Raw genomic sequence first — 14,574 nt, forward strand, 5'->3', positions numbered from 1 at the left:
ATCACGAAAAACCTCGTTTTCGCTTGCTTTGTACAAAGGATGTGAGGATTGAAAATGATGATTTGAAGGATGGAAGTATGAAGTCACCACTAAGCTTTTTCTTACAGATTTAGGAAAAAGTTTACTGCTGTTATTATTCATGCACTTCCTTTAAACGCGGCAAATAAAAAATGGACTCCTTTATTTGCCAAATATAAATCCTAACCCTATAGAAAAATAACTTAGGTTGTTATCAAAAATACTTTGATATACATTGGGATCATCTCTGTTCCATTTAGGAGTATAGTCCGGATTGGCATGCCAGTCGGCCATAATCATGCCACCTTTTATCTGCATTGCGATGCCGGGAGCCACTGCAAATTCATATCCTAAAGTCAAAGAAATAGCGAAATAACCTTTACTGAAAGTGCTGTTTCCATACTGTTTACTGTATAATTCATCATTATAATGGAGATAGCCCATACCTCCCGAACCCCAAAAGCCTTGTTTTCCGTTTGCCCATAGACCACGAAAGGTTAAAGTGGGCGCAATATAGTGGCTGTACATTTTACTTTTATACTTGCTGCTGCCTATATAATCATAAGAGATTCCTAAACCTACAGTCGGTGTGTAATAATGTCTAAATTCTGCACTCAGATTATAACATACAGGATTGTTTGTAATATCCATATAGTCTCCTTTGCTATTCGAAATACCTCCGGCAATACCGCTTCCGAATGAAAAACTGTTTTTCAGAGGAAGGTAGCTTTGTGCTTGGGAACCTAAGTGGCAAGCAGCTGCAAGAATTGCAATAAGAAAAAACTTTCTGTCCATTTGTCCTGTTCATGAAGTGTTATGTGGGTGTAAATGTAGTAAAAGTTATTGTATTGTAAATTCTGAACAGAGTTTTTTTTAGTGTTATTATAAAAACGTACCACAATTACTATGAAATATGCCATTCATGTCATTGTGGTACGTTCTTTTTTAGAAGAGAAAAGATTATTCTACTTTTCCGATACTGAAATTTTCGGGATGTTTTCCTTTGAAATTCTTATAATACAATTTAATATCACGCATATCTTTCTCTAAATCCCCGCTTGGGTGAATCACCTTTTCAGCAGTGATACATTTCTTTTCGTAATCTATACCTACTAATATGATGGGCAAACCGGCTCCTTGAGCAATGTAATAAAAACCTTTTTTCCAGTTCGGATTTGCTTTGCGTGTGCCTTCTGGAGTAATGGCCAAATGAAATTTCTTGCTTGATTTGGCAATGTTAATCATTTGGTCTACTAATGAAGTTTTGCGGCTGCGGTCTACCGGAATTCCCCCCATCCAACGGAAGATGGGGCCTAAAGGCCAAAAAAACCAGTCTTTTTTCATCATGAAGCCTGTCTCGCGACCAATTGCTCCCATGAATAATTTGCCGATAAACAAATCCCAATTGGTGGTATGCGGGGCTGCACAAATAATGTATTTGTCATAATCGGGAACAGAGACTTTGGTCTTCCACCCCAATAGTTTGTAGTAGATAAAACTACAAATAGCTTTCTTCATTCTTTTTATCAGTGTTATGCTTTTGATGCCTTATCCATTTCGTCTGCCACTATTTTTATTTCTTTGTCCAGGTCTTCGTGCAGTTTCTTATAGAAACCTTTTACATTGCCCGGTTCGGTGTGGCTGATACGTGGAATCAATGCCAATACATTGTGTATTGCATGGATAACAGCTTCACGGTTAACACCTTCCATCAGGGTAGCAAAAAATAAATCACTTGCTATATAGGTTATTTTTTTCTTTAAATTTCTTCTACTTGCCATAATTGTAATGTTTTTAAGTTAATACAAAAATCTAATTTCGCGGTAAAGTTAGCATTTTTATTTGTATACGTTTTCATATTTGCGAAAAAAGAGCGAAATTTGCACGTGATTTCTAAATGAGTTTATACACCTTTAAATAGAATAATAGAATATGACTAAAAGTGCATTACAAATTGCCAGAGCTGCTTATCAGCCCAAACTTCCTAAAGCGTTGAAAGGCGCAGTTAAAGTTAAGGAAGGTGAACCTACACAGTCTGTAGCTGACCAGGAAGCTATCAAAGCATTGTTCCCTAACACATACGGAATGCCGTTGATACAGTTCGTTGAAGGCGAAGCTGTTAATCTGCCTGCTATCAATGTAGGTGTAATTTTGTCCGGTGGACAGGCTCCCGGCGGACACAATGTGATTTCAGGTTTGTTCGACGGTATTAAGGCGCTGAACAAAGACAGTAAATTGTTTGGTTTCATCTTGGGCCCCGGTGGTTTGGTTGACCATAACTACATGGAGCTGACTGCTGATATCATTGACGAATACCGCAATACCGGTGGTTTTGATATTATCGGTTCGGGACGTACCAAACTGGAAAAAGAAGAACAGTTTGATAAAGGTTTGGAAATTATCAAAGAACTGGGCATTAAGGCATTGGTAATCATCGGTGGTGATGACTCTAACACCAACGCTTGCGTATTGGCAGAATATTATGCTGCTAAGAATTGTGGCGTACAGGTAATCGGTTGTCCGAAAACTATCGATGGTGACTTGAAGAACGAAATGATTGAAACTTCTTTCGGTTTCGATACTGCTTGTAAGACTTATGCCGAAGTTATCGGTAACATCCAGCGTGACTGTAACTCTGCACGTAAATACTGGCACTTCATTAAATTGATGGGACGTTCGGCTTCTCACATCGCTTTGGAATGTGCTTTGCAGGTTCAGCCTAACGTATGTATCATTTCTGAAGAAGTTGAAGCTAAAGATATGTCTTTGGATGATGTAGTAACTTACATCGCTCAGATTGTAGCCGACCGTGCTGCTCAGGGTAACAACTTCGGTACAGTATTGATTCCTGAAGGTTTGGTAGAGTTTATTCCTGCCATGAAGAGACTGATTGCTGAATTGAACGACTTCCTGGCTGCTAATGCTGCGGAATTTGCTTTGATTAAGAAATCTCATCAACGTGAATATATCATTTCTAAGTTGTCTAAAGAAAACTCGGCTATCTATGCTTCACTGCCCGAAGGTGTTGCCCGTCAGTTGTCATTAGACCGTGACCCGCACGGAAACGTACAGGTATCATTGATTGAAACAGAAAAACTGTTGTCTGAAATGGTGGCTACTAAGTTGGCACAGTGGAAAGAAGAAGGCAAGTATGTTGGTAAGTTTGCTGCTCAGCACCACTTCTTCGGTTACGAAGGACGTTGCGCTGCTCCGTCAAACTTCGATGCTGACTATTGCTATTCATTGGGTTACACTGCATCTATGTTGATTGCTAACGGTAAGACCGGTTATATGTCTTCAGTTCGCAACACGACAGCTCCTGCAGCAGAATGGATTGCAGGTGGTGTGCCTATCACAATGATGATGAATATGGAACGTCGTCATGGCGAAATGAAACCGGTTATCCAGAAAGCCTTGGTGAAACTGGACGGTGCTCCTTTCAAGAAGTTCGCTTCACAGCGTGACAAGTGGGCTGCTGAAACAGACTATGTATATCCGGGTCCTATCCAGTACTTCGGTCCTACAGAAGTTTGTGACGAGCCGACTAAGACTCTGCAGTTGGAACAAGGTAAATAATTTATAGAAATATTAATACTGTAGGGGCGAGGTGTTTTCGCTCGAATACACTTTATGGTGTGTTTTCGGGGGAATTCAGTTCGCCCTTGCTTTAAATAATTCGGTATATATCAACACTAAATGAGTAAGCAACCGCCCATATCGGTGGTGAACAAACCACGCAAGACGACTTCCCGGAAATCTTCTTCTTCTCCGCGCAAACCGCGGAAAAAAGGTGCTTCGCCCCATAAAAAGAAGGTTATCAAGAAATGGGAAATTCCAACTTGGCTTTATTATATCCTGATGGGGGTGATTACCGTTGTGTTTTTAAGTGCTTTCTTCTATTTCTTTATCCGTCCTTATTCTTACCGTTGGAAACCTTGTTATGGCTTGAAAGCATACGGTGTGTGTATGCCGGCCGGTTTTCATATTCATGGTATTGATATATCCCATTATCAGGGAAATATTGACTGGCAACGGCTGACGCAGACCCGCCAAAGTCAATTCCCTATTCATTTCATCTTTATGAAAGCTTCCGAAGGCGGAGATTATGGTGATCGTGTTTTTCAGGCAAATTTTGATTCAGCCAAGGTTTATGGGTTTATTCGAGGGGCTTATCATTTCTATAATCCGAAAACAGATCCGGTTCGTCAAGCTGATTTCTTTATCAATTCCGTAAAGCTGGATGCGGGTGATTTGCCTCCCGTACTCGATATTGAAAAACGTGGAGATGACGCCCGAACTCTTCGTCGGGATTTAAAAATATGGCTGGATAGAATAGAGAGACATTATAAAGTGAAGCCTATCCTTTACACTTCTTATAAATTCAAGACTCGCTACCTCAATGATTCTATATTTGATTCTTATCCTTATTGGATTGCTCATTATTATGTCGATTCGGTGGAATATAAAGGTAATTGGAAATTCTGGCAGCATACAGATGTGGGTACACTTCCCGGTATTAGGGAAAAAGTAGATTTGAACATATTCAATGGCTCACTGGAGGAATTGAAATGCATGACTATTCGTTGAGGCATCTCATAAAAGAATGTGGCATTTGTTCGATTTTACGTAAAGTGTCCGTTTTCGGACATTGGCTTTAAATGTATCGTTTTGATTATCAAAACGATATTGCTGTGGCACATACTTTGTTTTGAGAAAGTGAATCAATTATGTGCATATTATGATAAGAAAGTATTTTAATCAAGCTCTTCACTTAATCAGGCAGAATCCATTGTTCAGTGGTTTCTATATACTTGGAACCGGATTAGCCATATCGATGGTCATGTTATTAGTCGTTATCTATTATATAAAGGTAGCAGGGATTTATCCGGAAACTAATCGTTCGCGGATGATGGTCATATCGGACGTGCATATGCAGAATGTCGATGATCCCAGTTATAATTCGACCGGTTTGATAGCCTACCATATAGTGAAAGACTTTTTTTATAATCTGAAAGGTACAGAGGCAGTTTCGGCTATAGGAACCTATGTGGCAGGAGATGGTTATGCTCAGTTGCCTTCTTCCAAACATCGCATACCGGTCGTACAAAAAGCAGTCGATGTTGCCTTTTGGAAGGTTTTCGACTTTCACTTTATAGATGGAGTTCCGTTTAGCGAATCCGATTTTGCCAGCGGCATTCATCACATTGTCATTTCAGAGGAAGTGGCGCAACGGATTTTTAATACTTCGAAGGTTGTGGGAAAGTATCTTACTATAGATTTTGTGGAGTACAAAATATGCGGAGTAGTCAAGACACCCAGTTATGCCACGGAACTGAGTTATGCACAGGTATGGATTCCATATACTTGTTTTCCAGGGTATGATAAGTATAATCAATACGATGCGCTAGGTGCTTATGAAGTAGTCATCTTGGCACATTCGTCTTCTGATTTTGGTGGCATAAAAGCCCAAGTCGATGAATTTACCCGAAAGTTTAATGCTATTTCTCATGATGGTTATAAACTGCTTTGGCACGGACAGCCTTACGCTTACTGGAAAACATTATTCCGTGTGGACTCTATGACGGATTTGGATTTTATGAAGATTTTCCGTCAGATAGGGGTTATTCTGCTGATGCTGTTGTTAGTGCCGGCATTGAACTTATCAGGTATGATATCGGGACGGATGGAAAAACGTTTGCCCGAGATAGGAGTGAGAAAAGCATTTGGAGCAACGTCTCATGTATTGTTTTCACAAATAATCTGGGAGAATCTAATCTTGACTGTTATTGGCGGTTGTTTGGGGTTGGTTATATCTTATGGGATGGTGCTATTGTCTAAAAATTGGTTGCTTACTTTGCTGGACGACAACGTAGCGGCATTACCTGATGGGGTAGGCGTGAGCATAACTCCCCAAATGCTGTTCAATCCTGTTCTGTTTATAGTGACCTTTCTGATATGTGTGGTGATAAATTTGCTTTCAGCCGTTATCCCGGCGTATCTTTCTCTGCGAAAAGATATTGTGTATTCCATTAATAAACAAAAATAAGAGGTTATGTTGCATCATATATTTAGAAACCTTTGGAACTCGCGTAAGCGTAATGTATGGATATTGTTGGAGTTGATTGTCATTACCATTGTATGCTGGATGGTGGTCGATCCTTTATTTGTTATTTTCTATAACAAGTCGATTCCTGACGGATATGAGGCGGACGGATTGTACAGGCTTCAGCTTTCTGTGGTTCCTTCCGATGAAGAGATCCGCCCGGAAGATTTCCGGCAATTGATGGAACGGCTCCGAAGCCATGAACAAATCGAGTCGGCCACTTATGTACTCAATAACCATTATCCTTGTTCGCGTGGAAACAGTTTCAATAATCTTACTTTGGATACAATGAGTGTCCGTGTCGCCTTTATGAATTTTGTTCCGCACACCGATTTCTTTCAAACCTGGCGCATACGTTCGGCTAAAGACGGTACGTGGGAAAGCCTTGAAAATGCCGAATATACAGTGAACAGTATCTTGATGACTTCAGATGCCGCCGCTTGCCTTTCGCCCGATAAAGATTTGACCGGAGGTGTGGTTTATGTGAGAGATAGTATTCCTCTGAAGGTAGTGGCATTGATGCAACCGGTCAAAATGAAAAATTGTATGCAGCCTTATTATCTCCGTCTCAATGCACATACCGACGGCATTCCGTCATGGGCTTACGATGGAGGCTTGATTGTCTTTGCCCGTACAAAACCCGGAGTAGTGGAAACTCGCTTCATAGAGGAATTTATTCCTTGGATGGAAGAGTATTTGGCAGTGGGAAGATTGTTTGTCAGCAAGATTGAACCTTTCAGTAAAGTACGTGAACAGAGTGACCTGAAAGAGGGGGCTACCAGTGAGATTCGTATTAAATATGCCCTTTGTTATTTTTTTCTGGTGAACTTGTTTTTAGGGGTCAGCGGGACATTTTGGTTGAGTACCCGTACACGTCGGGAGGAAATGGGAGTAAGGCTGTCTTATGGGGCATCTCCCAGACGTATTCGTCTTTTATTGTTGGGTGAAGCCGGTGTGTTGACCACAATAGCAGTACTGATAGGTTGTCTTTTTTATTTCCAATGGGTGCTGAAAGATGGATTTTATGTGTTGTCGAGTATGGCACCTAGTGATAATATGCGTTATATTACTAATCATTTTGCAATTCATTTTTTGATAGTGTCGGTGATTGTGTATCTTGTTATGATGGCGGTAACATGGATTGGGGTATGGATACCAGCTTATAATATCAGTAAAATATCTCCTGTGGAAGCACTGAAAGATGAATAATGTTTTTATATTTGCCGTATGAATGTAGTAATGAATATATTGTGGATTGTTTTGGGCGGGCTGTTTATTTGCATAGAATACATTATAGCCAGCCTGTTGTTGATGGTTACCATTGTCGGTATTCCTTTTGGTTTACAGACTTTGAAGCTGTCTGTTCTGGCACTTTGTCCGTTTGGTATGCAAGTGCGTAGCTGTCCCGGCGGTGACGGTTGTTTGAGTGTTTTGATGAATATACTTTGGATATTGGTAGGAGGTATCTGGATAAGTTTGTCCCATTTGGCTTTCGGACTGTTATTATGCATCACCATTATCGGTATTCCATTTGGTTTGCAACATTTCAAGTTAGCAGGATTGGCACTTACTCCTTTCGGAAAAGAGATAGTTTAAGTCGTGCTGTCATAGAAAAAGAGTGTGTCAAAATGTGAATAATACTGTCGTTAAGTTCGTAGGGGCGAGGTTCGCTCGCCCGAAAACAGTTTGCTTTGTGTCTTCGGGCAGGCAACCCCTGCCCCTACAGCTGACGATGGGATAGACCGGTTTAGTTTTGGCACACTCCCTTTTATTATGAATGTTATTTTTTTCTGTTATGATAGATTAATATCCGGGATTCTGTTTGATGTTCGGATTCTTATCAAGTACATCAGTTTGAGAGAATGGTAAATAACGGTTCTTCGGAGCAAACTTACGTGGTTCAATTGTTGCTGTTCCTGTAACTTCTGCACGTTTGTAAGGATCGGTTTCACTATAATTGATAGTACCGGTAATACGTTTTAAATCACCGTTCATTAAAGTTTCTGCCAACATCTTGCCACTGGCATCTTTCCAACGCAGGATATCTGCACGGCGCAAACCTTCACCTGCAAATTCTACGCAACGCTCACGACGGATTAACTCACGTAATTTATCCTGAGTGTCATATTTTGTTCTGACTACTTTAGGCATACCTACGCGTTCACGAATCTGGTCGATATAGTTGTACACCTGGTCTGATGGGCCGTTTAATTCGTTTTCGGCTTCTGCCCAACTTAACAGTACTTCTGCATAACGGAATACGATAACACAGGCAGCTGTATTCCAAATATTAGAATATTGTTCGTATGGATCTAGATATTTAGCCCATGTTAAAGCTGTTTTTGAGGCATTGTCCGTGTAGGTAGGGAAGTTTTTGTTCTTTGTTCCATCAGTCATCTTTTCATCCAATGTATTTAATATTGCTCCTCTCCATTCTTGTCCGGGATAAAGGATAGTCATATCCATACGCGGGTCACGATTGGCAAAAGGATGTTTGGCATCATAATAGTCTGCAGCTTCTTCTTTTGTCAAGCCATTGTCCATTTCATACATGTCGACCAAGTTCTGTGTCGGAACAATTGAAGACCATCCTGCATCCTCATTATTATACATTTGACCGATAACGCCCAGTCCAAAGACACTTTCAAGGCGTTGATCTGCCAGAATGATTTCTTTAGAATCTATACCTGTCAGTTTGAATAAGTTCTCATAATCGGAATCCAATTCGTATTGTTTTAAATCGATAATAGCCTGAGCTGCATCTTTTGCTTTCTGCCAGTCACCGTAATACAGTGCTTCGCGCATTTTAGTAGCCAAAACAGCTCCTTTGGCAATACGTCCGCGTGCTGCCGGAGTGGTGTTGATGGCTGTAAGTGCATCGTCCAAGTCCTGTGCAATTTGTTCGCGTACTTCTGCTTCCGTATTACGCGGTACCTGTGCTTCTTCGGCCGTAGTATAAGAACCGATGATGGGTACACCGCCATACCACCAGTTCATAATGAAATATCTATAGGCACGGATGGCTTTGGCTTCTGCTATTAGTTCTTCTTTCTTACCTGCAGTAGTGAATTCTACATTGTCGATGTTTTCTAACACTGTATTACAACGGCGGATAATGGCAAAGTCATAGAAAGAAGCACCTGTGTTACCACTGGATAAAGAACCGTCGCCCCAAGGACGCCATCCTTCCCATGAAAAATTATTATAACCTATGTCGGAACCGCAGTCTAAATATAGAAGAGCTCTAAAAGGATAAGTTCTTCTAGAACTATGTTTTTCAATATGATTTAGATTAATGGCGCAAATATATAATATTTTTAAAAAAGAACAATCATTTTTGAAAATAATCTTTGTTTTTCCGTGTGATTTAACAATCAAACGCTAAAAACATTTAATTAAAGAACGACTCTAAAGAGACTTAACTATTTAGTTGGTAGAATTTTAGTAATATAATGATAATATATAAAACTCTTTTTTACCTACAATATGTATATGAATATCCATGTAAAACCGTTATAAACAGTAATATAATGATAGGGAGATTAATAAAAGCGAATAGATAATCGGTAGAAATCATGTCTTTTTTTCTCATTTATTGTTACTTACAGCATGAATAAACGATGAACTCATTTAATGTTAGTATTGATTATCAATGATTTATAGACAGCGATAGTTCTAGAAGAACTACGTTGGTAGTAACTTATTTATTATCTTTAAATTAATACTTTATGTTAAAGAGAGTCAAGTCGGTCAGTATGCTGCTATTCCTTATGGCTGCATCTACAGGAAGCATGAACGCTGTTTCTGCTCCTGCAATGGCAAGTTCAAATGCTATTGAACAGCAGACCGAAACCTGTAAAGGAATTGTAAAGGATGCCACAGGTGAAACTGTAATTGGTGCATCCGTAGTAGTAAAAGGTACAACCAATGGTACTATTACCGGTATCGATGGTGATTTTACCTTAAGTGGAGTACCTAAAGGAAGCACTCTTGTGGTTTCCTATGTAGGTTACCTTACTCAAGAAATTAAATTTAATGGCCAGCCAATCAATGTGGTCTTGAAAGAAGACAGTCAAACTTTGGATGAAGTAGTTGTAGTAGGTTATGGTGTGCAGAAAAAGGCAAACCTGACTGGTTCTGTTGCTTCTATCAATGCAGAAGCTCTAGAATCTCGCTCTGTTGCCAGTGTTTCTGCAGCTATGGCAGGACAAATGCCTGGTGTAACTGCTATTCAAACTTCAGGTGCACCGGGTGCACAGACAGGTACCATTACTATTCGTGGTAAGAATTCAATTAATGCGGCAAGTCCGTTGGTTATTGTTGATGGTATCCCCGGCAGTATGAATAATATTGATCCGCAGGATATTGAATCTCTTTCTGTATTGAAAGATGCTGCTTCATCTGCCATTTATGGTGTGCAGGCCGCCAATGGTGTTATTGTAATTACCACTAAAAAGGGTAAGAAAGGACAAAAAGCACGCGTTAGTTATTCGGGAACTGTATCTTGGTCAAGTCCGACAGCAACTTTGGATTTCTTGGGCTCTGCAGATTATGCTATCTTATATAATGAAGCAACACTTAATGAAAACCCCAAAGCTGTGGTTCCGTATACAGACGAAGACATTCAGAAATTCCGTGATGGCTCAGATCCTATCGGTCATCCGAATACTGATTGGTATAATGAAGTTATGAAAGGTAGTGCAATGGAAACTCAACATAGTTTGTCTATCAATGGAGGTTCAGAAAATACTAGCTATATGGCTTCTTTAGGTTACTTGTATCAAGATGGCCTTTCGCAGGAAAAGAACTATGAACGTTATAATGGACGTGTAAATATAGATTCAAAAGTAGCCAAATGGGTAAGTGTAGGTCTGAATGCTTCTGCATATCGTGGCTTAAATAATGATGAATACGAAGGATTCGGTTCTTTGTTACAATATGCGAACCGTATTTCCCCAACAATCAGTATTTATGACGGAGATGGCAATTATAATTATTCAGGTTTAGCGAATCCTGTTGCACAGCAAGGTAAAACGGGACTTTATCGTCAGCTTGACCAACAATTGAATGCGACAGCTTATATTAATATTACTCCTATTGAAGGTTTGAGTATCAAAGGAGTATATTCATTAAGACACGATTACCGAGACATTCGTAAATTCAAGAAACATTGGAGTTATGGAAACTTTGACTCTGGTAAGCGTGAAGGTGAACATAATTATTACAATTGGAATTGGTATACTAGTCAGGTATTGGTTAACTATAATAAAACTTTTGGTAAACATAGTATTGGTGTCTTAGCTGGTTTTGAACAGGTTGATTATACATATAGATATACAGAAACCAAACGTACAGGTGGAGGTAATGATGAATTGAGTGAATCATTGAATACTCTTGATGCATCATCACAAACAAATAAAGACGGTGGTTATGATACAGGTCGTCAATCTTATTTTGGACGTATCCAGTATGATTATGAAAATAAGTATTTGTTTGAGGCCAATCTTCGTACAGATGCTTCATCTCGCTTCCCTAAAGATAATCGTTGGGGTGTGTTCCCTGCTTTCTCTGCAGGATGGAGAGTTTCTGAAGAAGCATTCGTTAAAGACAACTTGGATTGGTTAAGCAATTTGAAGTTACGCCTTGGTTGGGGTAGAACCGGTAATGAAGAGTTGAAGAGTGATGATATTTATCCGGCTATAGCTACTTATGCTTACGGAAAATATATGTTTGGTAATACTTTGTATTCTACTGCTTACGAATCACGTTACGTAAATACCAACTTGCAATGGGCTACGGTTACTAACTATGAATTGGGATTGGAAGCCGGTTTCTTGAATAATAAAGTTGGATTTGAACTTTCTTTATACAAGAAAAAAACAAATGATATGTTGCTGTATTTGCCGATTCAAGGAGTGATTGGTATGGATGCCCCTGCTCAGAATGCAGGTAGTGTAGAAAATACCGGTTTTGACTTGAGCATTTTCCATAATAACAGTATCAACAAAGATTGGAGCTATGCAATTAATTTCAATGTGGCTTATGTGAAGAACGAGATTACTGACATGAACGGTACAGAAGGTGTTGACCCGGACAATGGCAAGTATTGGCGTTTGGAAGGTTATCCTATCGGTTCTTTCTATGGATATGTAGCTAACGGATATTTCAATACCGAAGATGAATTGAAGAACTATCCTAAGCGTTTGGGAAGTGAAAAACTGGGAGATATTAAATATGTAGATAGAGACGGTAATGGTAAAATTGATGCTGCCGACCAAACAGTTATCGGTAAGAATTTCCCAAGTTGGACAGGTGGTTTGAATCTTGCCGTATATTACAAAGATTTTGATTTATCTATGTTATGGCAAGGTGCATTTGATGTAGATGCTTATTATACCGGTGAGGCTTCTTATGCATTTTATAATAGTGGTAAGGTGCTAAAGAGACACTTGGATCGTTGGACACCCGAAAATCATAATGCGAGCTATCCACGTTTGACAAGAAGTTCACAAACTAACTTTGCTACTTCTTCATTCTGGTTGGAAGATGCTTCTTATGTACGTTTAAAGAACATTTCATTAGGATACAACCTACCTAAGAGCCTTTTAACTAAAATAGGTGTTGAAAAAGCGAAAGTATTTGTATCAGGTGAAAACTTGTTGACCTTCTCAGGCTTAGACGGCTTAGATCCTGAGTCGCCGTCCGATACTCGCGGTGCATTTTATTCTAACGTGAAGAAAATTTCTTTAGGACTTAAAGTTTCATTCTAATACTTATCAACGAAATATGAAAAAGAACTATTTATATATCCTTGCTTCAACTGTTTTATTGGGATTTACCTCCTGTGTTGACTTGGATCGTTATCCATTGGAGGAACTCTCGGATGGAAGTTTTTGGAAAACTGCAAATGATGCAGAAATGATTGTTTCAGACTTGTATGGGGGATTACCATACTGGGATGTAGATGATGATATTAACTCGGATAATGCTGTTCATGGTATCAAATGGGCTGCCGGTAATGTATCGAAAGGTATTTACGACCCTCAGGATATGTCTTGGAGTGGAAATTATGCAAATATCAGACAAGCTAATTTGATATTAAGTAAAATAGATGAAATACCTAATTATGATCAGGCCGAAAAAAACAAAGTATTAGGACAGACTTATTTCTTCCGCGCTTTCCAATATTTTGATTTGATTCGTACTTTTGGTGATGTTCCTTACATTGAGAAACCGTTAGAGTTATCAGATCAGGAAGGTATTACTCGTGCTCCTAGAGCTGAGGTTTATGCAAAAGTAATGGAAGATTTTGATAAAGCCATTGAACTTTTGCCAACCGAATGGCCGGATTCTGAATACGGACGTGTGACAAAAGGTGCAGCAATGGCCATGAAAGCACGTGCTGCTTTGTATTATGGTGATTGGCAGATAGCTGCAGATAATTCAAAGAAAGTCATGGACTTAGGACTTTATGAATTGTATGATAAAGATAATACCGGCAAATATGAAGAACTCTTTTGGGAGAAAGCTGATGGTTGTAAAGAATTCATTTTGGTAAAACAGTTTAAAGAGGCGGAAAACTCTTGGTATCTGATTGGTTGGGAAGCATTTCCGACAAAAGGATGGGGTGGTATCAACCCTACCCAGAGTTTGGTTGATGCTTTTGAGGATATTGAAGGTGCTCCTATCAGCAAATCTAAGATTTATGATGAAAAGAATCCGTTTGCCAATCGTGACCCGCGCTTGGAAGTTGATGTATTACATGACGGAGAAGTGTTATATGGCGAAACAATTAAAGTTGCTCCTTTGAAATCTTGTTATCCGACAGGTATTGCTCAGCATGGTGACGCAACGGCTACCGGATACTATCTACAGAAATGGTTGGATCCAAGTATTGACCCAAGTTCTGCAGGTTGGGATATGGGTAAAGATGCTGTTGTAATACGTTATGCAGAGGTATTGCTTACTTATGCTGAAGCAATGAACGAACTGCACGGATTGAGTAGCGAAGCATTTGATGCGGTTAATCAGGTTCGTAAGCGTGTAGGTATGCCTATTCTTCAAAATTCAGATGCAAGTAAACCTACTTATTGTGGCACTCAAGATGAGCTTCGTCAACGTATCCGTAATGAATGGCGTGTAGAATTTGCACTCGAAGGTGGCAAGCGTCAATGGGATATCCGCCGTTGGGGAATTGCTAAAGAGGTGCTGAATGCTCCATTCTTAGGATTAAAATATAAATTGGTGGAATCACCTGATGCTGATCCGAATGATGGTGGACAAATTTGTATTCTGTATGAAGGAGAGAACATTGAGTTGTCTGGCAGCAAATATCAGGATCACAATTATATTTATCCTGTTCCCCAAGCAGAAATCAATTTGAATCCTGGTTTGACTCAAAACCCCGGATATTAATATGATATCTGATTAATGAAATAAGTGAGGGCATTGGC

The 14,574-nt window shown here is 39.5% G+C and carries 10 protein-coding genes and 1 pseudogene; 7 read left to right on the forward strand and 4 right to left on the reverse strand.

What is annotated here, in order from left to right:
- Window positions 1-180 precede the first annotated feature (180 nt).
- The 3 genes from QYT14_RS03400 to QYT14_RS03410 all read right to left on the reverse strand — a co-directional run bounded on the left by QYT14_RS03400 (window position 181) and on the right by QYT14_RS03410 (window position 1,799).
- A complete protein-coding gene (locus QYT14_RS03400; RefSeq protein ID WP_237038368.1) occupies window positions 181-813 on the reverse strand; it encodes a hypothetical protein in 633 nt (210 codons plus the stop codon).
- A gap of 165 nt (window positions 814-978) precedes the next feature.
- A complete protein-coding gene (locus QYT14_RS03405; RefSeq protein WP_237038367.1) occupies window positions 979-1,536 on the reverse strand; it encodes a lysophospholipid acyltransferase family protein in 558 nt (185 codons plus the stop codon).
- 14 nt (window positions 1,537-1,550) lie between these two features.
- Window positions 1,551-1,799 (reverse strand): hypothetical protein, encoded by a 249-nt coding sequence (locus tag QYT14_RS03410; RefSeq protein ID WP_237038366.1) that lies wholly within the window; start codon window positions 1,797-1,799, stop codon window positions 1,551-1,553.
- Between the two features lie 151 nt (window positions 1,800-1,950).
- On the opposite strand from QYT14_RS03410, the gene QYT14_RS03415 reads away from it, so the two are divergent.
- The 5 genes from QYT14_RS03415 (at window position 1,951) to QYT14_RS03435 (ending at window position 7,717) form a co-directional block, all read left to right on the forward strand.
- Window positions 1,951-3,594, forward strand: coding sequence for a diphosphate--fructose-6-phosphate 1-phosphotransferase (locus QYT14_RS03415; protein WP_288325207.1), 1,644 nt, complete (start codon window positions 1,951-1,953; stop codon window positions 3,592-3,594).
- 120 nt (window positions 3,595-3,714) lie between these two features.
- Window positions 3,715-4,605 (forward strand): glycoside hydrolase family 25 protein, encoded by an 891-nt coding sequence (locus QYT14_RS03420; protein WP_288325206.1) that lies wholly within the window; start codon window positions 3,715-3,717, stop codon window positions 4,603-4,605.
- A 151-nt stretch (window positions 4,606-4,756) separates the two neighbouring features.
- Window positions 4,757-6,064, forward strand: a complete 1,308-nt coding sequence (locus QYT14_RS03425) for an ABC transporter permease (RefSeq protein ID WP_288325205.1) — start codon at window positions 4,757-4,759, stop codon at window positions 6,062-6,064.
- 6 nt (window positions 6,065-6,070) lie between these two features.
- Window positions 6,071-7,330, forward strand: coding sequence for an ABC transporter permease (locus QYT14_RS03430; RefSeq protein ID WP_237038362.1), 1,260 nt, complete (start codon window positions 6,071-6,073; stop codon window positions 7,328-7,330).
- Between the two features lie 18 nt (window positions 7,331-7,348).
- Complete coding sequence (locus QYT14_RS03435) at window positions 7,349-7,717, forward strand: YccF domain-containing protein (protein ID WP_237038361.1); 369 nt, start codon at window positions 7,349-7,351, stop codon at window positions 7,715-7,717.
- 207 nt (window positions 7,718-7,924) lie between these two features.
- Here QYT14_RS03435 and QYT14_RS03440 read toward each other — a convergent pair.
- A pseudogene (locus QYT14_RS03440) lies at window positions 7,925-9,361 on the reverse strand (RagB/SusD family nutrient uptake outer membrane protein); the annotation flags it as partial.
- Between the two features lie 575 nt (window positions 9,362-9,936).
- Between QYT14_RS03440 and QYT14_RS03445 the strand changes: the two are divergent.
- Both QYT14_RS03445 and QYT14_RS03450 read left to right on the forward strand, forming a co-directional pair.
- Window positions 9,937-12,891: a TonB-dependent receptor gene (locus QYT14_RS03445; protein WP_288325219.1), complete on the forward strand. Its 2,955-nt coding sequence runs from the start codon at window positions 9,937-9,939 to the stop codon at window positions 12,889-12,891.
- Between the two features lie 16 nt (window positions 12,892-12,907).
- On the forward strand, window positions 12,908-14,536 hold the full coding sequence (locus QYT14_RS03450) for a RagB/SusD family nutrient uptake outer membrane protein (protein WP_288325204.1): 1,629 nt from the start codon (window positions 12,908-12,910) through the stop codon (window positions 14,534-14,536).
- Window positions 14,537-14,574 lie beyond the last annotated feature (38 nt).

Source organism: uncultured Phocaeicola sp. (genome assembly GCF_948499155.1).
Lineage (GTDB): Bacteria > Bacteroidota > Bacteroidia > Bacteroidales > Bacteroidaceae > Phocaeicola > Phocaeicola faecalis.

What these genes read in the sequence shown, in the direction of transcription:
- QYT14_RS03400 (WP_237038368.1), bottom strand. Translation starts at nt 813, where the DNA reads ATGGACAGAAAGTTTTTTCTTATTGCAATTCTTGCAGCTGCTTGCCAC.
- QYT14_RS03405 (WP_237038367.1), bottom strand. Translation starts at nt 1,536, where the DNA reads ATGAAGAAAGCTATTTGTAGTTTTATCTACTACAAACTATTGGGGTGG.
- QYT14_RS03410 (WP_237038366.1), bottom strand. Translation starts at nt 1,799, where the DNA reads ATGGCAAGTAGAAGAAATTTAAAGAAAAAAATAACCTATATAGCAAGT.
- QYT14_RS03415 (WP_288325207.1), top strand. Translation starts at nt 1,951, where the DNA reads ATGACTAAAAGTGCATTACAAATTGCCAGAGCTGCTTATCAGCCCAAA.
- QYT14_RS03420 (WP_288325206.1), top strand. Translation starts at nt 3,715, where the DNA reads ATGAGTAAGCAACCGCCCATATCGGTGGTGAACAAACCACGCAAGACG.
- QYT14_RS03425 (WP_288325205.1), top strand. Translation starts at nt 4,757, where the DNA reads ATGATAAGAAAGTATTTTAATCAAGCTCTTCACTTAATCAGGCAGAAT.
- QYT14_RS03430 (WP_237038362.1), top strand. Translation starts at nt 6,071, where the DNA reads ATGTTGCATCATATATTTAGAAACCTTTGGAACTCGCGTAAGCGTAAT.
- QYT14_RS03435 (WP_237038361.1), top strand. Translation starts at nt 7,349, where the DNA reads ATGAATGTAGTAATGAATATATTGTGGATTGTTTTGGGCGGGCTGTTT.
- QYT14_RS03445 (WP_288325219.1), top strand. Translation starts at nt 9,937, where the DNA reads ATGGCAAGTTCAAATGCTATTGAACAGCAGACCGAAACCTGTAAAGGA.
- QYT14_RS03450 (WP_288325204.1), top strand. Translation starts at nt 12,908, where the DNA reads ATGAAAAAGAACTATTTATATATCCTTGCTTCAACTGTTTTATTGGGA.